The sequence below is a fragment of the Micromonospora sp. NPDC057141 genome (assembly GCF_042670805.1).
In the GTDB taxonomy this organism is placed as follows: Bacteria; Actinomycetota; Actinomycetes; order Mycobacteriales; family Micromonosporaceae; genus Micromonospora.
In genome coordinates this window covers 117,558-143,400 of record NZ_JBHUVA010000003.1, presented here as the reverse complement: position 1 = coordinate 143,400, position 25,843 = coordinate 117,558, and the positions used below count along the sequence as shown (strand labels likewise).

18 protein-coding genes are annotated in these 25,843 nt (G+C 73.1%); 8 read left to right on the top strand and 10 right to left on the bottom strand.

Features of this window, described 5'->3' with window-relative positions; all coding sequences use genetic code 11:
- Positions 1 to 48: 48 nt before the first annotated feature.
- The 4 genes from ACFT41_RS04050 (at position 49) to ACFT41_RS04035 (ending at position 6,664) form a co-directional block, all read left to right on the top strand.
- Positions 49 to 1,224, top strand: coding sequence for a substrate-binding domain-containing protein (locus ACFT41_RS04050; RefSeq protein WP_377581313.1), 1,176 nt, complete (start codon positions 49 to 51; stop codon positions 1,222 to 1,224).
- Between the two features lie 11 nt (positions 1,225 to 1,235).
- Entirely contained in the window at positions 1,236 to 3,737 is a 2,502-nt protein-coding gene (locus ACFT41_RS04045; protein WP_377581316.1) for an ATP-binding cassette domain-containing protein, read from the top strand.
- Between the two features lie 201 nt (positions 3,738 to 3,938).
- Positions 3,939 to 5,288, top strand: coding sequence for a M24 family metallopeptidase (locus tag ACFT41_RS04040; protein ID WP_377581319.1), 1,350 nt, complete (start codon positions 3,939 to 3,941; stop codon positions 5,286 to 5,288).
- A complete protein-coding gene (locus tag ACFT41_RS04035) occupies positions 5,288 to 6,664 on the top strand; it encodes an NADP-dependent succinic semialdehyde dehydrogenase (RefSeq protein ID WP_377581322.1) in 1,377 nt (458 codons plus the stop codon). The genes ACFT41_RS04040 and ACFT41_RS04035 overlap by 1 nt, the downstream gene beginning before the upstream one ends.
- Here ACFT41_RS04035 and ACFT41_RS04030 read toward each other — a convergent pair.
- Both ACFT41_RS04030 and ACFT41_RS04025 read right to left on the bottom strand, forming a co-directional pair.
- A complete protein-coding gene (locus ACFT41_RS04030; protein ID WP_377581325.1) occupies positions 6,639 to 7,316 on the bottom strand; it encodes a GntR family transcriptional regulator in 678 nt (225 codons plus the stop codon). The two genes, ACFT41_RS04035 and ACFT41_RS04030, sit on opposite strands and share 26 nt — an antisense overlap.
- Positions 7,306 to 7,824 (bottom strand): VOC family protein, encoded by a 519-nt coding sequence (locus ACFT41_RS04025; protein ID WP_377581328.1) that lies wholly within the window; start codon positions 7,822 to 7,824, stop codon positions 7,306 to 7,308. The genes ACFT41_RS04030 and ACFT41_RS04025 overlap by 11 nt, the downstream gene beginning before the upstream one ends.
- Positions 7,825 to 7,978: 154 nt before the next feature.
- Here ACFT41_RS04025 and ACFT41_RS04020 point away from each other — a divergent pair, with 154 nt between their 5' ends.
- Both ACFT41_RS04020 and ACFT41_RS04015 read left to right on the top strand, forming a co-directional pair.
- Entirely contained in the window at positions 7,979 to 10,165 is a 2,187-nt protein-coding gene (locus ACFT41_RS04020; RefSeq protein WP_377581331.1) for a thiamine pyrophosphate-dependent enzyme, read from the top strand.
- A complete protein-coding gene (locus ACFT41_RS04015; protein ID WP_377581333.1) occupies positions 10,158 to 11,555 on the top strand; it encodes a dihydrolipoamide acetyltransferase family protein in 1,398 nt (465 codons plus the stop codon). Before ACFT41_RS04020 ends, ACFT41_RS04015 begins: the two co-directional genes overlap by 8 nt.
- Before the next feature lie 84 nt (positions 11,556 to 11,639).
- Here ACFT41_RS04015 and ACFT41_RS04010 read toward each other — a convergent pair whose 3' ends face one another.
- The gene (locus ACFT41_RS04010) at positions 11,640 to 13,202 is read right to left on the bottom strand and encodes a glycoside hydrolase family 43 protein (protein ID WP_377581335.1); all 1,563 of its coding nucleotides are present in this window, start codon (positions 13,200 to 13,202) and stop codon (positions 11,640 to 11,642) included.
- A gap of 415 nt (positions 13,203 to 13,617) precedes the next feature.
- Between ACFT41_RS04010 and ACFT41_RS04005 the strand changes: the two genes are divergently transcribed.
- Positions 13,618 to 16,443: a glycoside hydrolase N-terminal domain-containing protein gene (locus tag ACFT41_RS04005; RefSeq protein WP_377581338.1), complete on the top strand. Its 2,826-nt coding sequence runs from the start codon at positions 13,618 to 13,620 to the stop codon at positions 16,441 to 16,443.
- 115 nt (positions 16,444 to 16,558) lie between these two features.
- On the opposite strand, the gene ACFT41_RS04000 is transcribed toward ACFT41_RS04005, so the two are convergent.
- Complete coding sequence (locus ACFT41_RS04000; protein ID WP_377588153.1) at positions 16,559 to 16,939, bottom strand: VOC family protein; 381 nt, start codon at positions 16,937 to 16,939, stop codon at positions 16,559 to 16,561.
- A gap of 164 nt (positions 16,940 to 17,103) precedes the next feature.
- Positions 17,104 to 17,313, bottom strand: a complete 210-nt coding sequence (locus ACFT41_RS03995) for a hypothetical protein (RefSeq protein WP_377588154.1) — start codon at positions 17,311 to 17,313, stop codon at positions 17,104 to 17,106.
- A 212-nt stretch (positions 17,314 to 17,525) separates the two neighbouring features.
- On the opposite strand from ACFT41_RS03995, the gene ACFT41_RS03990 reads away from it, so the two are divergent.
- Positions 17,526 to 18,431 carry a LysR family transcriptional regulator gene (locus ACFT41_RS03990; protein WP_377588155.1) on the top strand — a complete coding sequence of 302 codons (906 nt, stop codon included), beginning with the start codon at positions 17,526 to 17,528 and terminating at the stop codon, positions 18,429 to 18,431.
- 55 nt (positions 18,432 to 18,486) lie between these two features.
- On the opposite strand, the gene ACFT41_RS03985 is transcribed toward ACFT41_RS03990, so the two are convergent.
- From ACFT41_RS03985 to ACFT41_RS03965, 5 genes are all read right to left on the bottom strand, one after another.
- Positions 18,487 to 21,396, bottom strand: coding sequence for a BTAD domain-containing putative transcriptional regulator (locus ACFT41_RS03985; protein ID WP_377588156.1), 2,910 nt, complete (start codon positions 21,394 to 21,396; stop codon positions 18,487 to 18,489).
- A gap of 173 nt (positions 21,397 to 21,569) precedes the next feature.
- Entirely contained in the window at positions 21,570 to 22,001 is a 432-nt protein-coding gene (locus tag ACFT41_RS03980) for a nuclear transport factor 2 family protein (RefSeq protein ID WP_377588157.1), read from the bottom strand.
- 126 nt (positions 22,002 to 22,127) lie between these two features.
- The gene (locus ACFT41_RS03975) at positions 22,128 to 23,768 is read right to left on the bottom strand and encodes an AMP-binding protein (protein WP_377588158.1); all 1,641 of its coding nucleotides are present in this window, start codon (positions 23,766 to 23,768) and stop codon (positions 22,128 to 22,130) included.
- Complete coding sequence (locus ACFT41_RS03970) at positions 23,765 to 24,295, bottom strand: flavin reductase family protein (protein ID WP_377588159.1); 531 nt, start codon at positions 24,293 to 24,295, stop codon at positions 23,765 to 23,767. The genes ACFT41_RS03975 and ACFT41_RS03970 overlap by 4 nt, the downstream gene beginning before the upstream one ends.
- Positions 24,296 to 24,307: 12 nt before the next feature.
- Complete coding sequence (locus tag ACFT41_RS03965) at positions 24,308 to 25,843, bottom strand: amino acid adenylation domain-containing protein (RefSeq protein ID WP_377588175.1); 1,536 nt, start codon at positions 25,841 to 25,843, stop codon at positions 24,308 to 24,310.

The following is a 25,843-nucleotide window of genomic DNA, read 5'->3' as shown; positions in this document are numbered from 1 at the left end:
GCGGAACGGCGTCGCCGTCCCGCCGATGCCCCCACCCCTGGAGTCCCCATGTCGACACACCGGCGTTCCCTCGCCACCGCGATAACCCTGGGCACCGCCGCCGTCCTGGCGGTCACCGGCTGCTCCACCACCAACAAGACCGGCTCCGCCGCGGGCAGCGACCCGAGCGCCGCCGCGCAGGTCGCCGTCGGCAACACCGGACCGCTCTCGGCCGCCGCCGCGATGGCCTCCGTCTGCGGCGACAAGCCGATCAAGGTCGGCCTCGTCGACGGTCTCGGCACCAACTCGTGGTCCAAGATCGTCCGGGCCGAGGTCGAGGACGAGGCCAGCAGGTGTCCCGGAATCACCGGCGTCGAGTACGTCGCCGGCCGGGGTGACCTCCAGTCCACCCTCGCCGGCATCACCAGCATGGCCAGCAAGGGCGTCAACGTGCTGCTGGTGATCCCCGACGCCGGGCCGGGCCCCGCGCACCTGTCCGCGCTGCGGACCGCCGCCGGTGCCGGGGTCACCGTCATCCCGATCGCCGCCGACCCGCAGGGCAAGGCCGGCAGCGACTACTTCGACTACGTCGACTGGGACACCGCGTACCTGGGTGAGGTGTGGGCCAGGTGGATGGTCGACCGGCTCGGCCCGGACGGGGGCAACATCGTGATGCTCGGCGGCCCCGCCGGCAACCCCGTCTCCCAGGCCCACCTCACCGGAATCAAGAAGGTGCTGGCCGGTGCGCCGCAGGTGAAGCTGCTGACCGACGAGCCGGTGACCACGAACTGGGACCCGGCGATGGAGCAGCAGGCGATGAGCGGCCTGCTCGCCAAGTACCCGAAGATCGACGGCGTCATCAGCGACTACGGCGCCGCCGCCACCGGCGTGCTGCGCGCGTACCAGAGCGCCGGGCGACCGCTGGTGCCGATCGCCACCACCGACGACAACGAGCTGAGCTGCGGCTTCACCGCCCTGAAGGCGAAGGACAGCGCCTACGAGCTGGCCACCGTCTCCTCCCGCACCTGGATCGGCCGGGTCGCGCTGCGCAAGGGCGTCGCCGTCGTCAACGGCAGGGCCGACGCCGAGCCGTCGCGGCTGCAACTGGACCTCTTCGAGGACTCCACCGGCGGGGCCGGCGGCGCGGTCGCGCCGGGCACGGCGTGCAAGGCGGACCTGCCCAACGACGCCCCGCCGTCCTCGCAGCTCACCACCGCCCAGCTCGCCACCCTCTTCCAGGGCTGATCGGACATCCCATGACGACCGTACGGGACGCCGCGCTGACGCTGACGGGGATCGTCAAGCAGTACCCGGGCGTACGGGCCCTCGACGGCGTGGACCTGGCCGTGTCGCCGGGTCAGGTCCACGCCGTACTCGGTGAGAACGGGGCCGGCAAGTCCACCCTCGTCGGGGTGGCCGCCGGCTCCGTCACCCCCGACGAGGGCCGGATCACCATCGGCGGCCGGGACCACCCGGCGCTGACCCCCGCCCTCGCCCGGGAGAACGGGCTCGCGCTGGTCTACCAGACCCCGGCGCTGGCTGGCGGCCTGACCGTCGCCGAGTCGATGCTGGTGCTCCTGCCCGAGCAGATCCGACCCCGCGTCGGCGCGGCGTCGGCGTGGACCGCCGCGCACCTGCGCGGACTCGGCCTGGACATCGACGCCGACCGGCTGGTCAGCGAGCTGACCATGCGGGAGGCGCACCTGGTGGAGATCGCCGCCGCGCTCGCCACCGACCCACGGGTGCTGGTCCTCGACGAGCCGACCGAGGCCCTCGGCCCCGACGAGACGACCTGGCTGTTCGACCGGATCCGGCAGCTCGTGGCGACCGGCACCGCCGTCGTCTACATCACCCACCGGATCCCCGAGATCCGCGAGATCGCGCAGACCCTCACCGTGATGCGCGACGGGCGGGTCGTCGGCGGCGGCACGGTCGCCGCGCACACCGACGAGCAGATCGTCGAGCTGATCGTCGGCCGGTCGCTGGACACCACCTTCCCCGACAAGCCCGACCTGGGCGACGCCCCCGTCGTGCTGGTCACCGAGGGGCTGCGCGGCGTCGGCTTCGCTGACCTGAACCTGCGGGTGTCGGCCGGCGAGATCGTCGGCTTCGCCGGGGTGGAGGGCAACGGGCAGCGCCAGGCGCTACGGGCGCTCGCCGGGCTGGTCCGCTCGCACGGGCGGGTCACCGTCGCCGGCCGCCCGGTCACCCTCGCCAGCCCCGCCGCCGCGGCCGGGCGGGGCGTCGTCTTCCTCTCCGGGGAACGGCTGCGGGAGGCCGTCTTCGGCGACCTCGGCATCCGGGAGAACGTCGACGCGCTCGCGCTGCCCCGGGTGTCGCTGCTGCGTACCCTGCCCGTGCCGGGCCGGGAGCGGGCGCTGGTCGCGCCTGCGGTGGCGGCGCTGCGGGTCAAGGCGGCGAGCCTGGAGACCCCCGTCAACACGCTCTCCGGCGGCAACCAGCAGAAGGTGCTGCTCGCCCGCGCCAGCATCGGCCGCCCGGCGGTGCTGCTGGTGGAGGACCCGACCCAGGGCGTCGACGCCGGGGCCCGCCTGGAGATCTACCGGGTGCTGCGGGAACTCGCCGGGCAGGGCACGGCGGTCGTCGTGCTCTCCACCGACGCGGTGGAGCTGGAGGGGCTCTGCGACCGGGTTCTGGTCTTCTCCCGGGGACGCGTCCACGCCGAGCTCTCCGCCGCCACGCTCTCCGAGCGGGACATCACCGGCGCGGCGGTGCTCGCCACCGAGCAGGCGGTCGCCGCGCCGGCCGCCGGGCCCCGGCCGGGCCCGCGCCGACGGCTGCTGGGCGGCGAGTCCCAGGCCGCGCTGATGCTGCTGCTCACCCTCGTCCTCGGCGCGGCGACCGCCGTCCGGGCACCGGCCTTCCTCAGCTCGCTGACCGTCGGGCAGCTGCTGCTGGCCGCCGCGTCGCTGGCCCTGGTCAGCCTCGGGCAGCTGGTGGTGGTGATGACCGGCGGCATCGACCTGTCGGTGGGGTCGGTGGTCGCGCTGAGTGTGGTCGCCGTGTCGTTCTTCGGCGCCGGCACGCCCGCGCTGTTCGCCGTGGGCGTGCTGGTCGCGCTCGCCACCGGAGCGGCGGTCGGCCTGCTCAACGGGGTGCTCGTCACCCGGGTGAGCCTGCCACCGGTGGTGGCCACCCTGATCACCTCGATCGGCGTGGTCGGGTTGGCGCAGCTGCTGCGCCCGCTGCCCGGCGGGCAGGCCGGCGACACGCTGCTGGCCGCGCTGGGCACGACGATCGCCGGGGTGCCGGTGGTGTTCGCCGTCGTGGTGCTGGTCGGCGTCGCCGGGCACCTGCTGGTCCGCCGGGCGCGGGCCGGCCGCGCGCTGCGGGCTACCGGATCGGACCCCCTGTCCGCGTCCCGGATGGGCGTGGCGACCGTGCCGACGCGGCTGCTGGCGTACCTGCTCGGCGGGACGCTGGCGGCCGGCGGCGGGCTGGCGCTCTACGCGCAGACCGGCATCGGCGACGCCTCGACCGGGCAGGCGCTCACCCTGGCCTCGGTGACCGCCGTGGTGCTGGCCGGGGCGAGCGTCTTCGGCGGCAACGGGTCCGCGCTGGCCACCCTCGCCACGGCGCTGTTCCTGCAGACGATCACCAGCTCGTTGAGCTTCCTGTCGGTCAGCCTCTCCTGGCAGTACTGGATCCAGGGCGGCTTCGTCGTCGCCGCGGCGCTGGTGCCGCTGCTGCGCGGTCGCCGCCGACGCCGCGCCCTCGTCGCCCTGACCACCGCCTAGCCGGCGAGCCGACACCGCCGCCGGGGACCACCGACGCCCGCCAGAGAAAGGCAGGACCGTGTACCACGTCTCCCGCATCGACGACGTCCTGGCCGAGGCGTCGGGCCCGGCACGGGGCTGAACCTGCGCCGTTTCGTCCCGGGACCACCACCCAGCCGCCGGCACCGGCCGGTACCTGATCAGGAAGCGAGAACACCAACCATGGGGACTGCCACGTTCGGCATGAACGTCGTCGACTGGGAGAGCCGCGTCGACGTGGACCGGCTGCGCCGGGAGCGGCTGGCCCGCCTGAAGCACCAGCTCCAGGGGTCGGAGGTCGGCGCCCTGCTCACCTTCGACTTCCACAACATCCGGTACATGACGGCGACGCACATCGGCACCTGGGCGATGGACAAGCTGATCCGGTTCGCGCTGCTGCCCCGTGGGGGCGAGCCGGTGCTGTGGGACTTCGGCTCGGCGGCCCGCCACCACCAGCTCTACGCGCCGTGGCTGGACTACCGCACCGGCGACGACGTCGCCGAGGGCGCCCGGGGCACCAGCGGCGCGCGGGCCGGCATCTCGGTGCTGCGCGGGGCCTTCCACCCCGACTCGGGCGTCGCCGAGGCCGTCGCCCAGAAGATCTACGAGGAGCTGGAACGGTACGGCCTGCACACCTCCCCGGTCGGGGTGGACGTGCTGGAGATGCCCATCCTCCAGGCGCTGCGCGCCAAGGGCATCGAGGTGGTCGACGGCCAGCAGGTGTTCCTGGAGGCCCGCCGGATCAAGACGCCCGACGAGATCACCCTGCTGACCACCGCCGCGTCGATGGTGGACGCCGCCTACGACGACCTGTACGGCTTCCTGCGCCCCGGGGTGCGGGAGAACGAGACCGTCGGCCTGGTCGCCAAGCGCCTCTACGACCTCGGCTCCGAGCACGTCGAGGGGGTCAACGCGATCTCCGGCGAACGCTGCTCGCCGCACCCGCACGTGTTCAGCGACCGGCTGCTGCGCCCCGGCGACCCGGCCTTCTTCGACATCCTGCACAGCTTCATGGGCTACCGCACCTGCTACTACCGCACCTTCGCCGTGGGCAGCGCGTCGCGGGCGCAGGTCGACGCGTACAAGCGGTGCCGCGAGTACATGGACCGGGCGATCGAGCTGGTGAAGCCGGGTGCCACCACCGCCGACATCGTCAGCGTCTGGCCGACCGCGCAGGAGTTCGGCTTCGCCGACGAGGAGGCCGCGTTCGCCCTCCAGTACGGCCATGGCGTGGGCCTGTCGATCTGGGAGAAGCCCATCTTCAGCCGGCTGGTGTCGCTGGAGCACCCGGAGGTGCTCCAGGAGGGGATGGTGTTCGCGCTGGAGACGTACTGGCCGTCGGCCGACGGGGTGGGCGCGGCGCGGATCGAGGAGGAGCTGGTCGTCACCGCCGACGGGGCCGAGGTCATCACCAAGTTCCCGGCCGAGGAGCTGCTGGTCGCCGGGCAGCGGTACTACACGACCGGCGGCCCGCTGCCGACCCAGCGCCACGCCCAGTCGCACGTCAACAACCGCCCGGCGGGAGACGCCTGATGGCCATCGCGACGGTGAACCCGACCACCGGGGTCGTCGAGCGGACGTACGCGCCGATGTCCGCCGCCGACGTGGAGCGGGCCCTGGCCGACGCGCAGCGGGCGGCGAACGCCCTGCGCCGCACCACCTTCGCCGAGCGGGCCGGCTGGCTGCGCACCGCCGCCGACCTGCTGGAGGCCGACGCCCCGACGCTGGCGGCGACGATGACCCGGGAGATGGGCAAGACCCTCGCCTCGGCCGAGGCGGAGGTGCGCAAGGCCGCGTACGGCTGCCGGTTCTACGCCGGGCACGCCGAGGCGATGCTGGCCCCGGAGCCGGCGGACGCCGCCGCCGTCGGGGCCGCCACGGCCTACTCGGTGTACCAGCCGCTGGGCGTGGTGCTGGCGGTCATGCCGTGGAACTTCCCCGTCTGGCAGGTGCTGCGCTTCGCCGCGCCGGCCCTGATGGCCGGCAACGCCGGCCTGCTCAAGCACGCGTCGAACGTGCCGCAGACCGCCCTGTACCTCGGTGAGCTGTTCACCCGGGCGGGCTTCCCGCGCGGGGCCTTCGCCACCCTGCTCATCGGCGCGGCGCAGGTCGAGGGGGTGCTGCGCGACGACCGGGTCGCGGCGGCCACCCTGACCGGCAGCGAAGCGGCCGGCCGCTCGGTCGCCCGCATCGCCGGGGACGCGTTGAAGAAGACCGTGCTGGAGCTGGGCGGCTCCGACCCGTTCCTGGTGCTGCCGAGCGCCGACGTGGCGCGGGCCGCGGCCACGGCGGTACGGGCCCGCTGCCAGAACAACGGGCAGTCCTGCATCGCCGCGAAGCGGTTCATCGTGCACACCGACGTCTACGACGAGTTCGTCGCCGCGTTCGCCGCCGGGATGGCGGCGCTGCGGGTCGGCGACCCGGCCGAGCCCGGCACCGACGTGGGGCCGATCGCCACCGAGCAGGGCCGGGCCGAGCTGGAGGAGCTGGTCGCCGACGCGGTGGCCCGGGGCGCGACGGTGCTGACCGGCGGCGCGCGGCCGGCCGGCGCGGGCTGGTTCTACCCGCCGACGGTGCTCGCCGACGTCGACCCGTCGATGCGGCTGCACCTGGAGGAGACCTTCGGCCCCGTGGCCACCGTCTACCGGGTCGCCGACCTGGACGCCGCGCTCGACCTGGCCAACTCCACCGCCTTCGGCCTCGGCGCGGTCGTCTGGACCACCGACGAGGCCGAGCGGGCCCGGTGCGTCGCCGAGCTGGAGTCGGGGGCGGTCACCGTCAACGGCATGACCACGTCCTATCCGGAGCTGCCCTTCGGCGGCGTCAAGACCAGCGGGTACGGCCGGGAGTTGGCCGCCGTGGGCATCCGCGAATTCTGCAACCTCAAGGCGGTGTGGATCGGCCGGTGAATATCGCCGGGTGCCGGGACAGCTCGACCCGGGTACGCCGGATGTGGCCCTCCAGGACCCGTCCGGCGTCCACCGGGTCGCGGCGGCGCACGGCGTCGAGCAGCAGCTGGTGTTCGGCGTTGACGACCCAGCGGCGGGACTCGCCGCTGAGCGTCATGTACGTCCGCCGGTAGTACTGGGTGGAGTTCCACAGCCGCACCACGACGCCGGCGAGCGGCTCGGTGTCGCAGCGCGAGTAGGTGAGCAGGTGGAACTGCCGGTCCAGGCGCAGGAACTCGGTGACGTCGGTGTGCCGCTCGATGGCGTCCTGCAGGTCGGCGAGTTCGGCGACGTCCGCGTCGTCCAGCCGGGGCAGGCTCTCGGCGAGCGCCAGCGGTTCGAGCCGTTCCCGCATCCGGTAGACGACGTCGAGCTCGTGCGGGCCGAGCCGGGGGACTCGGGCGCCCTTGTTCGGCTCCAGCTCGGTGAGGCCCTCGGCGGCGAGCATGCGCAGCGCCTCCCGGACGGGCAGCCGGCTGGCGCCGAGCCGCTCGGCGATCTCGTGCTGGCGGATCCGGTGCCCGGGGGGCAGCTCGCCGTCGAGGATGGCCTGCCGCAGGTAGGCGGCCACCCGTACGCTCGCCGCGCCGTCGGTGGCGTCGTCAGTCACCATGCCCGTCCCGTGCCGCCGCCCCGGCCCGGTCGAACGCCTTCCCGTCGGGATAGGACACCAGCTCGAACTGCATTCCCCATGGGGCCAGAAAGTACACCCACCGCTGCCCCCGGCTCGGCCCCGAGCTGGCAGTCGGCGTGCCGAGCACGGTCACCCCGTGCGCGCGCAGGTGCGCCACGGCGGCGTCGAGGTCGTCGACGTAGAGGGCCACGTGGTGGCCGCCGACGTCGCTGTTGCGCGGGGGGCTGGGCTGCTGGTCCGGCGCCTCGTACCGGAAGACCTCGAAGATGGCCTGCCCGCCGCAGCGGTAGAAGTCGAGCCGGCGCATGACCGCGCGGGGGTGGACGGCCAGGTGCTCGGCCATCCAGTCGTCGTCGTGCCGGAACGGCCCGATCGAGTAGAGGTATTCGCAGCCGAGCACCTCCACCAGGAACCGTCGGGCCTCCTCCAGGTCGGGCACGGTGAAACCGATGTGATCGACGCCGCGCAGCCCCGGCAATGCCGCCATCCGCACCTCCAAGTGGATCCATTTTCCCTTCATGATACCCGTCTTGCTCGGAAAACAGCAGGGTCAGGGTTTGAGAATGGATCCATTTGGTGTGAGACTTCGGCAGCGCGGCCAGAGAACGCCGCCGCTTGAGCCCGTGAAGGGGTGCAGTCACATGCCTGAGCGCCGCCCGCTCGCGCCGGACCAGCCGTGGGTCGAGTTCACCGTCACCGACGCCGACTGGGACGCCGCCGCACCGGAACTCCTGACGTCCATGTACGGCCAGCTGGTCCTGATCCGGGCCTTCGAGCAGTACGTGCTCCAGCTCGCCGCCGAGGGGCTGGTGCACGGCCCCGCCCACTCCAGCATCGGCCAGGAGGGCGGGGCGGTCGGCTCGGTGCTCGCGCTGCACGCCGGGGACACCGTCAACGGCTCGCACCGGGGCCACCACCAGTTCCTGGCCAAGGCCCTCGCCCACGTCGAGGCGAAGGGCATCGACCCGAGCGCCGACCACTCGCCCGAGGTGCGCGACGTCGTGCTGCGTACCCTCGCCGAGATCTGCGGCCTGGACCGGGGCTGGAGCCACGGCCGGGGCGGCTCGATGCACCTGCAGTGGAAGCAGGCCGGGGCCATCGGCACGAACGCCATCGTCGGCGGCGGCGTCCCGCTCGCCGCCGGCAGCGCGTGGGCGCACCGCCGGGCCGGCACCGACTCCGTGGCGGTGACCTACTTCGGCGACGGCGCGATCAACATCGGCTCGACCCTGGAGACGTTCAACCTGGCCGCCGCCTGGCGGCTGCCCGTCTGCTTCTTCGTCGAGAACAACCACTACGCGGTGTCCACCACCGTCGAGGAGTCGACCGCCGAGCCGCGCCTGTCCGCCCGGGGCCCCGGCTTCGGCATCCGCAGCTACCGGGTGGACGGCATGAACGTGCTCGCCGTCCACCTGGCGATGCGGGAGGCGGTCGAGCACATGCGGGCCGGGGCGGGCCCGACCCTGGTGGAGGCCGACGTCTACCGCTACTACCACCAGAACGGCCCCTTCCCGGGCAGCGCGTTCCGCTACCGCACCCGCCAGGAGGAGGACGCCTGGCGGGCCCGGGACCCGATCGACCAGCTCGAAGGGCACCTGGCCCGGCGGGGCATCCTCTCCCCCGAGCAGCAGCGGGCCACCGTGGCGCGGGCCAAGCAGCTCCTCACCGACACCGGCGACCTGCTGCTCGAACCGACCCCCGGCGGCAAGCCGCAGGAGCGGCGCATCCGCCCCGCCGAGTGGCCCGACCCGGCGTTCGTCGACGTCGGCGTGCGCGGCGACCTGTCGGAGTTCGCCGACGCCCGCACCGTCGACCGCGACGGGTACGGCGTCACCGCGCCGATGAAGTTCATCGACGCCGTCGCCGGGGTGATGGACCGCCGGATGGCCGCCGACGAGCGCGTCGTGGTCCTCGGCGAGGACGTGCACCGCCTCGCCGGGGGCACCAACGGCGCCACCCGGGGGCTCGCCGACCGCTACCCGGACCGGGTGCTCGGCACCCCGATCAGCGAGAACGCCTTCGCTGGCCTGGGCGGCGGGCTGGCGCTCGACGGCCGGTTCCGGCCCGTCGTGGAGTTCATGTACGCCGACTTCATGTGGGTCGCCGCCGACCAGATCTTCAACCAGATCGGCAAGGCCCGGCACATGTTCGGCGGCGACGACGCGGTGCCGTTCGTGCTGCGCGCCAAGGTCGCCATGGGCACGGGCTACGGCTCCCAGCACTCGATGGACCCGGCGGGCGTCTTCGCCACCGCCCCCGGCTGGCGCATCGTCGCCCCCTCCACCCCCTTCGACTACGTGGGCCTGATGAACGCCGCGCTGCGCTGCGCCGACCCGGTCGTGGTGCTGGAGCACGTCGACCTCTACACCGGCACCGGCGAGGGGCCGACCCAGGACTGGGACTACTGCCTGCCGGTCGGGCGGGCCGCGGTACGGCGTACCGGCTCGGCCGCCACCGTGCTCACCTACCTGGCGATGACCGACCGGGTGCTCACGGCGGTCGACCGCACCGGCATCGACGCCGAGGTGATCGACCTGCGCTGGCTCGACCGGGCCAGCATCGACTGGGACACGATCGGCGCGAGCGTCCGCAGGACCAACCGGGTGCTCATCGCCGAGCAGGGGGCACTGGGCACCTCGTACGGCGGCTGGCTGGCCGACGAGATCCAGCGCCGCTACTTCGACTGGCTCGACGCGCCGATCGAACGCGTCACCGGCGGCGTCGCCTCCCCCAGCATCAGCAAGGTGCTGGAGCGCGCCGCCATCGCCGACGTCGCCGACGTCGTACGCGGCCTCACCACGCTCACGGACGGTGGCACCAATGGCTGACCTGCTGCGCATGCCCGAGATCGCGGCCAACACCGAGGAGGCCGTCCTGGCCGGGTGGCCGGTCGCCGAGGGCGACGAGTTCGCCGCCGGCGACGTGATCGCCACCATCGAGACCGCCAAGGCGGTGGTCGACGTCGAGGCGCCCGCGCCGGGCGCGGTCGTCCGCCTCCTGGTGCCCGAGGGTGCCAACGTCGGGGTCGGCGACCCGATCGCTTTGATCGCGGCCCCCGGCGAGGTGGTGGGCGACGTCGGCGCCGCCCTCGCCCGCCTCGGCCTCGGCACCGCGCCCACGGTCGAACCGGCACCGGAACCCGCACCCGCCCCAACGGCGACCGCCGCACCGGGACCGGCCGGCACCACGGCGGTGCCCGTGCCCGCCGGGGGCCCCACGACCGGCACCGGGGGAGCCGGCCGGATGTTCGCCAGCCCGCTGGCCCGCAAGATGGCCCGCGAGGCAGGCATCCCCTTCGACACCCTGCGCGGCAGCGGCCCGCAGGGGCGGGTGGTCCGGGCCGACGTGGCGGCGGCGATCGCCGCCGCCCGCGCTGCGGTTCCGGCGACCGCACCGACCGCCGCCTCCCCCGCCCCACCGGTCGATCGCCCGCCCGCCGGGGCCGCGCCGGTGTCCGCGCCGGCCGACCGGTCTCCCGGGCCGGTGTCCGCGCCGGCTGCGCCCGGCCCGCTGGGCGCACCGGGAACGCCCGGCGGGGACGACGCCCTGGTGCCGCACTCCCGGCTTCGTCGGGCCATCGCGCGGCGGCTGGCCGAGAGCAAGTCCACCGTGCCGCACTTCTACCTGCGCGGCAGCGCCCGGGTCGACGCGCTGCTCGCGCTCCGCACCGAACTCAACGCCGCCGCCCCGGTGAAGATCTCGGTCAACGACCTGGTCGTCAAGGCGGTCGCCCAGGCGCATCTGGCGGTGCCGCAGGTCAACGTCGGGTGGACCGACGACGGGATGCGGGTGTTCCCCGGGGTCGACCTCGGCATCGCCGTCGCCACCGTGGGCGGCCTGGTCACCCCGGTACTGCGGGGGGTCGACCGGATGAGCGTGTCCGGGGTGGCCGCCGCCATCCGCGACTTCGCCGACCGCGCCACGCGCGGCGCGCTGCGCCAGCACGAGCTGGAGGGCGGCAGCGCCACCGTCACCAACCTCGGCATGTACGGCACCGAGGAGTTCAGCGCCATCCTCAACCCGCCCCAGGCGACGATCCTCGCCGTCGGCGCGGCCCGCCGGGAGCCGGTCGTCACCGACGCCGGTGACCTCGCCGTCGCCACCGTGCTGCGGGTGACCCTCTCGGTCGACCACCGGGCGATCGACGGTGCGCTCGCCGCGCAGTGGATGCGGGCGTTCGTCGGGATCCTGGAGCAGCCGCTGCGGATCATCTGCTGAGCGGCCACCGCCGTCCGGAGACCGGGGAGGCTCCGGGCGGCGGTCACGCGCGCAGGCCAGCCGCGATCGGTCCGCCGGCCGCGCTCAGTCCGCCGGGCGGTAGTCGAACCAGTCGAACTGGGCGCTGCCCTCGGTGACGTAGATGCCGATGACCCGGCCGGTGAAGCCGGCCGCGACCTCGGTGGACAGGTAGCGCCCATCGAGCTCGGCCAGCACGCGGGGGCCTTCGGGGGTCTCCACCTCGAAGGCGACCATGTCGCAGGCGGCGGCGCGTACGCCGAAGGGTGCGGCCTCGGCCGCCAGGTCGGCGGCGCAGGTCACGGTCGGCGGGTGGAGGTCGCGGGTGCGGGTGGCGATCGTCAGGACGAGCGGCCCACGGGGTACGGCGAGCGTGGCGAAGACCTGCCGGAACGGGCCGACCCGGCCGACGACCCGCACGGTGTCGTCCCGGACCTCCAGGTCGTAGTTGTGCGCCTCGTCGATGCGGAGGGTGAGCCCGGCGGTGCCGCCGCCCGGGTCTACGCGCGCGCCGGCGCGGCAGTCGTGGTGCCGCTGCCGGGTGGCCACGATCGTCGCGCCGGCGCGGTCCAACGTCGTCCCCGTGGCGTTCAGGGTGAGCCAGCCGCGCCGCGCGGTCAGCGACCAGGCGGCGCCGGGCCGGGAGCGCGGCGAGATCCAGCCGGGGGCGAGGACGGCCGCGTCGAAGTCGTCGCGGTACGCGCCCGGGTCGGCCGGGGCCGCGAGCGCCGGGGCGCTGCCGGCCGGCGCGGCGGTGATCTCCCGGACGGGGTCGACGACGGGCCACCCGTCGACCCAGCGCACGGGCACAAGGAAGCTCTCGCGGCCGAGGACGTGATAGGGCGGCCACTGGCCCTTGGCCCGGATGCCGAGCAGGATCATCCACCAGCTGCCGTCGACGGCCTGGACCAGGTCGGCGTGCCCGGTGGCCTGCACCGGGAGGTTGCTGCCCCGGTGGGTGAGGATCGGGTTGGTCGGTGCGGGTTCGAAGGGCCCCCGGGGGCTGCGCGACCGGGCGACGGAGACGGCGTGGCCGGTGTGCGTGCCACCCTCGGAGAGCAGCAGGTACCACCAGCCGTCGATCCGGTAGAGGTGCGGGGCCTCGGGGTACTGGCCGCCGGTGCCCGACCACAGGGGAATCGGCCCCTCCAGCACCTGGCCGGTTTCCGGGTCGATCCGGTAGGACTTCACCCCCGAGGTGGTCAGCCAGCAGTTTCCCTCGTCGTCCCAGGCCAGCGACGGGTCGACGTGGGGCAGGTCGAGGTGGACCGGGTCGGACCACGGGCCGGTGGGGTCCTGCGCGGTGACGATGAGGTGTCGGCCCAGGCTGACGTTGGTGGTGACCACCCAGAACCGGCCGTCGTGGTGCCGGATGGTCGGGGCGTAGATGCCCTGGGAGGCCGCGGTGTCCGGGGGGAGTTCGAGCTGGCTCGGGCGGTCGAGGACGTTGCCGATCTGTCGCCAGTTGACCAGGTCCCGGCTGTGCAGGATGGGGACGCCCGGGAAGTACTCGAAGCTGGAGCAGACCAGGTAGTAGTCCTCGCCGACGCGGCAGACGCTCGGGTCGGGATAGAAGCCGGGGACGACCGGGTTGCGGTAGTGCGGGTCGGCGGACGAGCGTGCGGACACGAACACCACCTTCGAAAATGTTCGCGATAACATTTCGGAAACTGGATGCTACGAGAAACCGCCACCGGACTCAACCCGGGGACGCCGGGACAACTCTCGCGAAACCTGATCGTCATATCTTGACGGCGGGCGCTTGCATCCACGACAGTCCATATGGGCAAAGCTGGCGCGCCGTCGGGAGCTCGGGCGCCGGCAGACAATCGGCACGTGGCGGCGTCCGGCTGCCGGGCGGCATCCTGTTAACGCTAACAGCGTCGATCCTCACGCTGACCTGATCACCGTGCCGTGCCGGGCCGGCCCGGCACGGCAGTGACCCGTCGGCGCGTACCCGGCTTTCGGTGTCATGGCCGGCGGCCCGCCGACGACGCCGTCCCTCACCTGCGTCAGCCTCTGATCCGCGTGAACTGGAGAGATCATGTCTGAAGTGACACGAAGGAACGTGCTCAAGGCCGGGGCGGTGGGGGCCGGGGCCGCGCTGGTGCCGGCCGCGTGGAACGCCGTCGCCCGCGCCGACTCGGCGGCGCCGCCGCAGGTGCTGGCCGCGGGCGACATGGCCCTGTGGTACGACGAGGGGGCCGGCACCGACTGGCTGCGCGCGCTGCCCATCGGCAACGGGCGCCTCGGCGCCATGGTCTTCGGCAACGTCGACACCGAGCGGTTGCAGCTCAACGAGGACACCGTCTGGGCCGGCGGCCCGTACGACTCCGCCAACACCCGGGGCGCGGCCAACCTGGCCGAGATCCGCCGACGCGTCTTCGCCGACCAGTGGTCCTCGGCGCAGGACCTGATCAACCAGACGATGATGGGGACGCCGGGTGGTCAGCTCGCCTACCAGACCGTGGGCAACCTGCGGCTCGCCTTCGGCTCGGCCAGCGGCGTGTCGCAGTACAACCGCACCCTCGACCTCACCACCGCCACCGTCACCACGACGTACGTGCTGGGCGGTGTCCGCTATCAGCGTGAGGTGTTCGCCAGCGCCCCCGACCAGGTGATCGTGCTGCGGCTGACCGCCGACCGCGCCAACTCGATCACGTTCACCGCCACCTTCGACAGTCCGCAACGGACGACCATGTCGAGCCCGGACGCCACCACCATCGCCGTCGACGGCATCTCCGGCAACATGGAGGGCATCAACGGGTCGGTGCGCTTCCTCGGCCTGGCCCACGCCGTCGCGACGGGCGGCACGGTCAGCAGCTCCGGGGGCTCCCTGCGGGTCTCCGGGGCGACGAGCGTGACCCTGCTGATCTCGATCGGGTCCAGCTACGTCAACTACCGCACCGTCAACGGCGACTACCAGGGCATCGCGCGCACCCGGCTGAACGCCGCCAAGGGCATGGCCATCGACCAGCTGCGCAGCCGCCACGTCGCCGACTACCAGGCGCTGTTCAACCGGGTGACGATCGACCTGGGGCGCACGGCCGCGGCCGACCAGCCGACCGACGTGCGGATCGCGCAGCACGGAAGCACCGACGATCCGCAGTTCTCCGCGCTGCTTTTCCAGTTCGGGCGCTACCTGCTGATCTCCTCCTCGCGGCCGGGCACCCAGCCGGCGAACCTCCAGGGGATCTGGAACGACTCCCTGGCACCGTCGTGGGACTCGAAGTACACGATCAACGCCAACCTGCCGATGAACTACTGGCCCGCCGACACGACGAACCTGTCCGAGTGCTTCCTGCCGGTCTTCGAGATGATCAAGGACCTGGCGGTGACCGGCGCGCGCGTCGCCCAGGCCCAGTACGGCGCCGGCGGCTGGGTCACCCACCACAACACGGACGCGTGGCGGGGCGCGTCGGTCGTCGACGGGGCATTCTGGGGCATGTGGCAGACCGGCGGCGCCTGGCTGGCCACGCTCGTCTGGGAGCACTACCTGTTCACCGGCGACCTCGGGCTCCTCCAGACCAACTACCCGGCCCTGAAGGGTGCCGCGCAGTTCTTCCTCGACACCCTGGTCGCCCATCCGACGCTCGGCTACCTGGTCACGAACCCCTCGAACTCGCCGGAACTCGCCCACCACGCGAACGTCAGCGTCTGCGCGGGCCCCACGATGGACAACCAGATCCTGCGCGACCTGTTCGACGCCGCGGCCAGGGCCAGCGAGACGCTCGGCGTCGACACCACCTTCCGGTCCCAGGTGCGCACCGCCAAGGACCGGCTGCCCCCGAGCCGCGTCGGCTCGCGCGGCAACGTGCAGGAGTGGCTCGCCGACTGGGTCGAGACCGAGCGAACCCACCGGCACGTCTCCCACCTGTACGGCCTGCACCCCGGCAACCAGATCACCAAGCGCGGCACCCCGGCCCTGCACGAGGCCGCCCGCAAGACCCTGGAGCTGCGCGGCGACGACGGCACCGGCTGGTCCCTCGCCTGGAAGATCAACTTCTGGGCCCGGCTGGAGGACGCCGCCCGCGCCCACAAGCTCCTCAAGGACCTGGTGCGCACCGACCGGCTCGCGCCGAACATGTTCGACCTGCACCCGCCGTTCCAGATCGACGGCAACTTCGGGGCCACCTCCGGCATCGCCGAGATGCTGCTGCACAGCCATACCGGCGAACTGCACGTGCTGCCCGCGCTGCCGACGGCGTGGCCCACCGGGCAGGTCGCGGGCCTGCGCGGCCGAGGCGGATACACCGTCGGCGTGGCCTGGACCAACAGCCAGATCGACGAGATCAGCATCCAGGCCGACCGCGACAGCACGTTGCGGCTGCGCGCCCGGCTCCTCACCGGCAGCTTCACCCTCGTCGACGTCACCGACGGCAGCACGCCGGCCGCCACCCGTCCGGAGACGGACGTCGTCCAACTCAGCGTCCGGGCCGGCCACACCTACCGCGCGGCGCGGCCCGGCGTGACGCCGTCGCCGACCCTGACCCCCACCCCCACTCCCACCACCACGCCCACCGGGTCACCGACGCCCACCCCGCCCCCGACGAGCTCGCCCCCGTCGTCCGGGGCGCGGGCGACGTACGCGGTGACAGGGTCCTGGTCGGGCGGCTTCCAGGGCGAGGTCACCGTCACCGCCGGCGCGACCGCGATCCGCGGCTGGACCGTCTCCTGGACATTCCCCAACGGACAGGTCATCAACCAGATCTGGAGCGGCTCGCACACCCAGAGCGGAGCCAACGTGACGGTGCGCAACGTCGACTACAACGGGGCGCTGGCCGCGGGTGCCTCCACCACGTTCGGCTTCATCGCCACGACGAACGGCACCAACAACCCGCCGACGAACCTCACCTGCACGACCACCTGACCGGTGCGGGGCGCGCCTTCGCACCGGGCGGCCTTGGGCGCTGCCCGGGCGAGGCGCGCCCCGCCCGCTCGTTCGGCTGCACGGCGCAGCGAGAACGCAGCGGGGCGCGGCGCCGTCAGAGCGGCTTGAGGCGGGCCTTGAGCAGGCAGAACTCGTTGCCCTCGGGATCGGCGAGGACGTGCCAGGGCTCCTCGCCGCTCTGGCCGATGTCGGCCCGGCGCGCCCCGAGCTTCAGCAGGCGTTCGAGCTCGGCGTCCTGCTCGCGGTCGGTGGCGTTGACGTCGATGTGCAGCCGGGGCTTCGCCTGCTCCGGCTCGTCGGTGGGGCTGAGGATGATCGTCGGCTGCGGGCCGCCGAACCCTTCGCGCGGGCCGATCTCGATGCTGCCGTCCCCTTCGCGGTCGAGCACCACGAAGTCCAGGACCTCGCACCAGAACCGCGCCAGCAACTCGGGGTCGCGGCAACTGAGCACGAGTTCACTGATCCGACATGCCATTGACGAGACCTACTCTGCGTGGCGGAACTGCCGAGCGGCTGCGGGACGCCCCTGGGCTCCCCGCAGCGGGAGCACGCCCGAGACCGTACCGGGCGGGGCGAGCGGACGCGAATGGTTTCCACGGTCCGGCTCCAGCAGCCCGGGAAGGCGGGCCATGGTGTCGGTCACGCGCCGGCCAGGCCGCCCGGGACCGGGCTGGCCGAGGGAAGCGGCCACGGGGTGTCGCCCTCGGGGCCCGGGACGGCGACCGCGTGGGTGTCGACCGTGGTGACGTTCCCCGAGGTCACCGCCTGCAGGCCCGTGGTGGAGATCAGACCGAAGGCGAAGGTGACGCCGCTGACGATGGCCACGAAGGTGAACTTGATGGTTCGCATCACTTGCCGCCTCTGCTGTCGAAAGTGGCCCGGCCCGTCGTGCCGGTATCGATGCCACCACGTTAGGAACCGGTGGCATCGGGCAGCTATCGCGCGCCGGGCCGCCCCTATCGGCTCCGCTATCGGCACCGGGCTGGTGCCGTGATAGCCGCGCGATAACGGACTCCAGATCCTTGGAGGAGGAACATCGGGACCGCTCGGGAGGTTGCGCCGTGGACACACCCCAGCTCGACGCCTTCATCACCGTGGTGGACATCGGCAGCTTCACGCGGGCGGCAGCCAGGCTGAGGTTGTCCCAGCCGACGGTGACCACCCGGATCAAGACCCTGGAGCAGGGCCTGGGCACCACCCTCCTCGAGCGGCTGCCCGGCGGCATCAGGCCGACCGCGGCCGGCGTCGAACTGCTGCCCTACGCGCGGGAGATCGTCGCGCTGACCGGGCGGGCCCGGCGGGCCGTCGCCTCCGGCGGGCAGCCGCACGGCCGGGTCGACGTCGGCACGGTGGAGAGCCTCACCTGCTACCGGCTCCTCCCGCTGATCGAGTACCTCTACCGGCGCTACCCCAAGGTGCTGATCTCCACCCGCTCCTCCCCCGCCGGCGACACGCTCAGCGAGGTTCGGGACGGTCGCCTCGACTGCGCGTTCATCGTCGACCCGATGACGCGGCACGAGGGCCTGGAGACGCGGGTGCTGTGCGCCGAGCCGCTGGTGCTGGTGGCCAACCGTGATCATCTGCTGGTCAACCGGCACCAGGTCACCAACGAGGACCTGTGCAGCGCCGCGCTGATCCGGGCCGACGGCGGCGCCCGCTATCACCGGCAGTTCGAGGACAGCATCGGCCTGTCCGGGCACGACGACCGGCGTCGCGTGTTCGAGCTGGACTCGATCGACGCGGTCAAGCAGAGCGTGACCCTCGGCATGGGCATGGCCCTGGTGCCGGAGGTGACGGTGGCCCGCGAACTGGTCGACGGCCGGCTCCGCCGGATCGACTGGACCCCGACGTTCGAGGCGTTCACCCAGGTGGTCTGGCGACGGGACGGCGGCGCGAACCCGGCGTTGGACTCGCTCGTCTCGGCCGCCGTGCAGGTGGTTCGTGAGCAGGCGACCAGCCCGTGCTGACGGCCCCGATCCCGGCGGACGGTCAGTCCATATCGGCGGATGGCCAGCCGCGCGGTCAGTCCAGCTCGGCGAAGTGCAGCGGGCCCCGGGCGGCGCCCCGCGCGGGCGGCTGTCCGTCGGCCGGTGCCGGCAGCGTGGCCAGCACCGCGCGGGTCTCCTCGGCGCCGACGGGGTCGAGGCACTGCTCGCGCAGGGCCAGCGCCTCACACAGCAGCAGGTGTGCCGCGTCGGGCTCGCCGAGCCGGATCCGGACCAGCCCGAGCTGATGCAGGATCCGGGACTGCCCGACGATGTCCCGCTCCAGCCGTACCGCCTCCAGCAACCCGCTCAGCACCTCCGCCGCCTCCTGGAATCGGTGCCGACGCACCATCAGCTCGCTCTGCATGTAGCGGATCTGCATCCGGACCCGCTGGCCGCCGACGTCCCGGCAGGCGGCCTCCGCCTCCTCGAGGTGCCGGCCCGCCGCCTCCGGCTGGTCGCGGTCCAGGTCGATCCGGGCCATGTGCACGAGCACGTGCGCCTGGCCTACCGGGTCGCCGGCCTGCCCGAAGCCCTCCAGCGCCGACCGGTAGAGCCGCACCGCCTCGTCGGCGTCGCCACGCCGCTGGGCGAGCAGGGCCAGGTTGCGCAGCGCCAGCGCGCTCCCGTGCGCGTCGCCGAGTGCGACGAACGCGTCCAACGCCGGACGCAGCCGCTGCTCGGCGGCGGCCGGCTGGCCCCGGGTGAGGTGGAGCGAGCCGAGCGAACACATGAGTACGGCGACACCCCGCCGGTTGCCGGCTTCGCGTACGACGTCGAGCGCCCGCAGGTGGGTCCGCTCCCAGTCGTCGAAGTAGCCGCGCGCCTCGAACAGCGAGACCAGGGTGGTCGCGAGATCCCAGCACGCCTCGTCCAGACCGGCTTCGGCGGCCAGCGTCACCGCCGCGCAGAGGTTGTTGTGCTCGGATTCGAGCCAGACGAGCGGGTCGGCGAGCGCGCGGTCGACGTGGAGCTGCGAGAGGTCCCAGCGCGGCGCCCTGCCATGCAGGATGGTGAAGTCGCCGCCGTAGATACGGCGGTGCGCTTCGTCGGCCATGCCCAGCCAGCCGCCGACGACCCGGCTGACCGCGGCCCGCCGCTCCACCAACTCCTCCTGTTGTTCCAGGTGCTCGCGGGCGAACAGGCGGATGAGGTCGTGCAGCTTGAACCGGGGGTTGCCGGTGAGGTCGATCGCCGCCACCTCGAGCATCTGGGCGTCGACCAGCAGCTCCAGCAGGTCGGCCGCAGGGAACACGTCGGTGTCGAGCAGGGCGGCGGCGACCCAGGGCGGAAAGCTCAGCCCGTCGAGCAGGCTGAGCCAGCGCAACAGCTGACGGGCCTGCGGGTCCAGCCCGTCGTAGGTCAACGCCAGGCTGGCGCGGACCACCAACTCGCCGTGGGCGAGTTCGTCGAGTCGACGGCGTTCGTCGGACAGCCGCTCCAGCATCCAGGCCAGCGACCAGTGTGGACGGGCGGCGAGCCGGGCGGCGACGATGCGCAGGGCCAGCGGCAGCCGACCGACCATGCGGATCAGCGCGTCGGCGGCGACGCGTTCGCCGGCGAGGCGCCTCTCGCCGATTGCCGCGCCGAGCATGCCGATCGCCTCGTCGGGCTCGAAGACGTCCACGTCGAGCGGACGCGTCCCGGCCAGCCCGGCGAACCGGGCCCGGCTGGTCACCACCACCGCGCTGGCACCGCCGGGCAGCAGCGGCTGGACCTGTCGCTCGGACGCGGCATCGTCGAGCACGACCAGGAGACGCCGGCCGGCGACCAGCCGCCGGAACAGCTCGGCCCGCTCGTCGAGCGTGTCGGGGATGGCGGACCCGGGGATGCCGAGGGCGCGGAGGAACTGGCCGGCCACATCCTCGGGGCTGGCCGGGTAGGCGCGGGTGCCACCGAGGTCGCAGTAGAGCTGACCGTCCGGGAAGTGCCGGCGGAGGCGGTGGGCCAGGTGCACGGCGAGCGCGCTCTTGCCCGAGCCGGGCTTGCCGACGAGCACGACCACCCGCGACCCCCGTCTGCCGGCCGGGTCCAGCAGCGGTGCCTCGATCTCGGCGATCAGGGCCGACCGGCCGGTGAAGTCGGTGATGTCCGCGGGAAGCTGGCACGGCGTGACGATCTCGGTCTCGGCCGGGCGGGCGGGCACCGCCTTCGACTGGTCGAGGCGCAGGGCCGGGTCCTGGCCGAGGATCGCGCCCTCCAGCTCCCGCAGCTCGTCGCTCGGTTCCAGACCGAGCTGGTCGATCAGCAGTTCCCGGCCGACGCGGTAGGTCTCGAGCGCCTCCGCCTGCCGCCCGGCCCGGTAGAGGGCGAGCATGAGCCACGCCCGCAGCCGTTCCCGCAGCGGGTGCTCGTCGACCAGGGCCCGCAGCGTGCCGATGAGATCGTGGTGCTCACCGAGCCGCAGCCGCAGGTCGAGGTGGGTTTCGCGGAGGCTGAGTCGCTGTTCGTCGAGCTGGGCCGCCTTCGCCTGGAGGATCCGGCTGGTGGTGCCGCTCAACGCCGGCCCCCGCCACAGGTCGGCCGCGCGTTGGGCGACCTGCGCCGCCTCGGCCAGCCGACCGGCCCGGTCGAGGTTCGCGGACTCGTCGACCAGTCGGTGGAACACCCGGAAGTCGACCTGCTCGTCGCTCGCCAGCAGCAGGTAGCCGGGCACCCGGGTGACGATGACCTCGCCGCAGCCGATCTTGGTCAGGCTGGTACGCAGAGCCGAGACGCAGATCTGCACCTGGGTGCGGGCGGTCGGGGGCGGATCGTCGTCCCAGATCGCGTCGATCAGGTGCTCGATGCTGACGACCCGGTTCGCCTCCAGCAGCAACGCCCCGAGCACGATCTGCTGGCGCCCCCGCGGTGCCCGGAACTCCCGCTGGGGTCCGTTGACCACCTCGATCGCGCCGAGGATCCGATAGGTTGGCGCGCCCTCCGGCATGCCCCCTGCCACGTTCACGCCATCAGTCACCTCCCCCGCGCCCCCGTGGGCCGCCGAACTGGGCAGTTACGCGGCGACGCACGGCGACGCACCGCGCACCGTCCATGCTAGCCGTCACCTTCGGATTACCGTTGGTCGATGAATGCCGGTTACCGCCGAGCTCCGCCCGACCGTCGTCCGGACAACCACCCTCACCCGTGCCAGCCGGGCAGCTCCCAGCCGTCCAGGTCCACGAAGAAGTACGTCTTCTGCGTCAGGAGCAGACCCTCCGGTGAGATCGTGAAGACGTCGGCCAGCTCGATGTCGCCCGCGTCCGCGCCGGGCCGGTCGCGGACCAGCCGGCCGATCGCGACGACCTGCGACTCGACCGCGAGGACGTCGACCAGCGCGTGCCTGGCCCCCCAGGCGCGTAGCTGGCGTGACCGGAACTCCCCGACCTCCCGGCCACCCCGGATGTGCCCACCGTGGGGTCGGTAGAGGATGGCGTCGTCGTCGAACAGCGAGGCGTAGCCATCGAGGTCGGCACAGTCGAGATAGTGGTAGCTCAGTCGCACGTGGTCGATGCCGATCGCCACCACGCCGGCGCCCGGTCGCCGGGCGGCCGAAGCGTCACCGCCCGCCATTCGTGACGCATCCCTTCATCTCACGCGATCCGTCCCATTGTGCATTGTCCAACATCTTCGGTGGCGCGGACCCCGGATGCGCGACGGCGACCGGGGTCCGCCGGAAGCACTGCCGAATCGCGGTGACTACGGCCCCGACCTGGCCGCCAACGCGACCCGATCGATCTTGCCGTTCGGGGTCACCGGCATCTCGTCCACCAGACCGATCCGGCCGGGCACCATGTAGCCCGGCAACGTCGCCTGGCAGAACTGGCCCAACTCGGCCTCCACCACCGACGCCGCCTGCCCACCGGTGGCCGTCGCCGACACCACGAACGCCCGCAGTTCCGGGTCCGCGTCCGGCCGCCGCACCACCAGCGCCGCCGCGGCCGTCACGCCGGGGAACTCCAGCAGTCGGTGCTCCACCTCGCCCAGCTCCACCCGGTTGCCGCGGATCTGCACCTGGGAGTCCGCCCGGCCACAGAAGTACAGCTCGCCGCCGGGGCCACGGTAGGCGAGGTCACCGCTGCGGAACACCCGCTGCCCCGACCGCGGGTCGACCGGGTCGGGCACCAGCGCACGCGCGCTGGCCTCCGGGTCGTCCCAGTATCCGGTGAACAGCGCGGGGCTGCGCAGGTGGATCTCGCCGACGACGTCCGGGGCCTCGATCGGATCGCCGTCGGAGTCGACGATCATCATCTCGGCACCGGGATGCGCGAACCCGATGGAGAGCCTGGCCAGCCCCTCCGGGAGCGGGTTCGGCACGTCGGTGAACGAGCACGCCATCGACTCGGTGGCGCCATAGCAGTTGACGATCCGGGCCGACGGCAGCAGCCGTTGCAGCTGTCGCAGCTCCGGCAGCGGGAAGTCCTCCCCGCAGAACAGCACTCCGCGCACCCGGTCCAGTTCGGCCAGCCGCTCCGGCAGGTGCCGCAGGGCCTGCCGCCAGATCGACGGCACCCCGTCGACCTGGGTCGCCCCGGTGTCGCGCAGCACCCGCAGGAACCGGCTCGGCCAGCGCAGCGACGCACGCGGCACGGGCACGACCGCGGCGCCGCTGCCGAGCGCCAGCCCGATGTCGAGCAGCGAGAAGTCGAACTGGAGCGGGGACGTGGTGGCGACCCGGTCCGAGCTGTCCACGATGCCGTGCCGCAGCATGCCCCGGTAGAACGACACCACCGCGCGGTGACTCATCACCACCCCCTTGGGCCGGCCCGTCGTACCCGAGGTGAAGATCATGTAGGCGGTGTCGGTGTCGGTCAGTTCCCGCCGGTGGCGGTGCCGCGCCTGCGGCGCCCGCTCGACCACCAGCCCGGACGGGCCGAACCGGGCGGTGCCGACCGACGCCGCAACGGCCTCCCGCCGCCCGTGCGACGCCTGGAGGAACAGCGCCGCCCGGGTGGTGTCGATGATCAACCCCAGCCGCTGGTCCGGCGCCTCGGGACTGACCGGCACGAAGGTCAGCCCCAGCGACGAGCAGGCGACGAACGCCGCGATGGCGCACGCCGACGTGTCCGACTCCAGGATCACCCGGTCGCCGATGTCGAGCCCGAGCCGGTCCAGCGTCCCGGCGTAGTCGCGCACCAGCCGTTCGAGTTCCCGGTACGACACGACCCGCGGGTCGCCGTCGCCGGTGCACTCGACCACCGCCGGCGCGTCCGGCGTCGTGCGGGCCGCCGCCAGCAGGAACTCGTGCAGTTTCTCGTCCGGGCCGTGCCGAGGGCCGGCGGGCCGCGGCGGCGCCGACGGTGACAGCGGTGCGTCGGCACCGCGAACCATGGTGCTCATCGGGCTCCTCCCTCGGACCACGCGGCCGAGGCGACCGCGACCTGCGACTCGCCGTCGAGCAGGACCAGCGGGTCGGTGGCGCCGGTTCCGGTCCGCGCGACCGTGCCCACCAGCAGCGTGTGGTCGAGCAACGACACGGTCTCCCGCAGCCGGCAGACCACCGTGGCCGAGGCGCCGTCGAGCACCGGCACGTCGTCCCACACCGTGTACGGCACCCCGTCGAAGCGCCGGTCCGGGCGGCCGGTGGCGAACCGGCGGATCAGCTCCCGCTGCTGCCAGGCCAGCGCGTTCACGCCGAACATCCCGGCCCGCAGGATGTCGGCGAGGGTGTGGCCGGCCGTGCGCAGGGACACCACCATCGTCGGCGGCTCCAGGGACAGCGACAGCACGGCCGTCGCGGTGCAGCCGACCGGTCCGTCCGGGGTCGCCGCGGTGATCACCGTGACGAAGGTGGGAAACCGCGACATGGTCCGGCGGAACGCGGACACGTCCACGCCGTCGAGCACGCCTGTCGACAACTCGTTCATCTCTCCCGCTCCTCATCCGCCGACCGGAGCGGAGACCACATTGGCCAGCGCCGACCGGTCGACCTTGCCGTTGGGGTTGAGCGGGAACTCGTCCAGGACCCGGATGGTCCGCGGCACCATGTAGCGGGGCAGCCGCGTACGCAGCGCGCCGAGCAGGTGCTCCGGCTGCCCCGGCGAACCCGTGTAGACCGCCTCCAGCAGGATCTCGCCGTCGCGGCCCGGTCGCGCCAGCACGACCGCCTCGCGTACGCCGGGCTGCTCGCGCAACGCGCACTCGATCTCGCCCAGCTCCACCCGGTACCCCCGGATCTTGATCTGGTGGTCGAGCCGCCCGAGGTGCACCAGTTCCCCGTCGAGGACGCCCACCCGGTCCCCCGTGCGGTACCAGTGCGCGGCGGTCAACGGGACGGAACCGTCGTAGACGGTGGCCCGCCGGCCGTCGTACGCCACGAACCGGCCGGTGTTGTTCGCCGGGTCGAGATAGCCGGGGAACCGCTGCGGGCCGCGCACGCACAGCTCGCCGTCGTCGGTCGGGAACCCGTCCTCGTCCAGGACCAGGTGTTCCTGCCCCGGGTACGGGGTGCCGATCGGCACCGTGCCGTTGGCCGGCCTCGGCCACTGCTCCTCCCGCTGCGGCAACCGGAACTCGGTCCAGGTGACGGTGTTCTCCGTCGGGCCGTAGATGTTCTCCAGCACGCTGTTCGGCGCGGCGGCGTGCCAGGCCGACGCCTGGGTGAGGGTGAACGCCTCGCCGCAGAACAGGCTCCACCGCAGGGTCGGCATGCTGCCCGGCACCAGCGCACGCAGGCGGGTCGCGATGGACACCACCGACGGCACCGAGTTCCAGTGGGTGATCCGGGTCCGGTTGACGAACCGCACCGGCGAGAGCAGGTCCTGCTGGCTCGGCACGACCAGCGTCGCCCCGGATCCCCAGGCGGCGAAGAGGTCGTACACCGACGGGTCGAAGGTGAGGTCGAACGTCTGCGAGACGCGGGCGTCCGGCCCGAGCCGGTAGCGCGGGACGACGTGGTCGAGGTACGCGGTGACGTTGCGGTGCATGATCGGTACGCCCTTGGGCTGCCCGGTCGAGCCGGACGTGAACAGGATGTAGGCGAGGCTGTCCGGGCCGGCCGACGACGGCGGCAGTCCCGGCACCGCACCGGCGCGCAGCCCGGACACGGCGCCGTCGATGCGCAGCGTCGGCACCGGCAGCGAGTCCGGCTCCAGCACCGCCGTGTCGGCGAGGACCAGGTCGAGCCCGCCCTCCCGGGCGACCGCCGCGTGCCGGCCCACCGGGAAGGCGGGATTGAGGGGCACCACGGTGGCGCCGAGGCGCTGCACGGCCAGGTACCCCGCGTAGGCGAGCAGGTTGCGGGCCGACAGCAGGCCGACCCGCCCGGGTACGCCGCCGTTGTGCGCGACCAGTTCGGCGGCCACCCGGCCGGCGACGTCGTCGAGTTCGGCGTACCCTAACGTCTCGCCGGCCACCTCCAGCGCCGGCTGCCGGTCGGCGTACCGGTCCACCGAGGCGGCGAACCAGTCGTACAT

Coding starts and splice junctions, on each gene's coding strand:
- ACFT41_RS04050 (WP_377581313.1), top strand. CDS start 49: ATGTCGACACACCGGCGTTCCCTCGCCACCGCGATAACCCTGGGCACC.
- ACFT41_RS04045 (WP_377581316.1), top strand. CDS start 1,236: ATGACGACCGTACGGGACGCCGCGCTGACGCTGACGGGGATCGTCAAG.
- ACFT41_RS04040 (WP_377581319.1), top strand. CDS start 3,939: ATGGGGACTGCCACGTTCGGCATGAACGTCGTCGACTGGGAGAGCCGC.
- ACFT41_RS04035 (WP_377581322.1), top strand. CDS start 5,288: ATGGCCATCGCGACGGTGAACCCGACCACCGGGGTCGTCGAGCGGACG.
- ACFT41_RS04030 (WP_377581325.1), bottom strand. CDS start 7,316: ATGGTGACTGACGACGCCACCGACGGCGCGGCGAGCGTACGGGTGGCC.
- ACFT41_RS04025 (WP_377581328.1), bottom strand. CDS start 7,824: ATGGCGGCATTGCCGGGGCTGCGCGGCGTCGATCACATCGGTTTCACC.
- ACFT41_RS04020 (WP_377581331.1), top strand. CDS start 7,979: ATGCCTGAGCGCCGCCCGCTCGCGCCGGACCAGCCGTGGGTCGAGTTC.
- ACFT41_RS04015 (WP_377581333.1), top strand. CDS start 10,158: ATGGCTGACCTGCTGCGCATGCCCGAGATCGCGGCCAACACCGAGGAG.
- ACFT41_RS04005 (WP_377581338.1), top strand. CDS start 13,618: ATGTCTGAAGTGACACGAAGGAACGTGCTCAAGGCCGGGGCGGTGGGG.
- ACFT41_RS04000 (WP_377588153.1), bottom strand. CDS start 16,939: ATGGCATGTCGGATCAGTGAACTCGTGCTCAGTTGCCGCGACCCCGAG.
- ACFT41_RS03995 (WP_377588154.1), bottom strand. CDS start 17,313: ATGCGAACCATCAAGTTCACCTTCGTGGCCATCGTCAGCGGCGTCACC.
- ACFT41_RS03980 (WP_377588157.1), bottom strand. CDS start 22,001: ATGGCGGGCGGTGACGCTTCGGCCGCCCGGCGACCGGGCGCCGGCGTG.
- ACFT41_RS03975 (WP_377588158.1), bottom strand. CDS start 23,768: ATGAGCACCATGGTTCGCGGTGCCGACGCACCGCTGTCACCGTCGGCG.
- ACFT41_RS03970 (WP_377588159.1), bottom strand. CDS start 24,295: ATGAACGAGTTGTCGACAGGCGTGCTCGACGGCGTGGACGTGTCCGCG.
- ACFT41_RS03965 (WP_377588175.1), bottom strand. CDS start 25,843: ATGTACGACTGGTTCGCCGCCTCGGTGGACCGGTACGCCGACCGGCAG.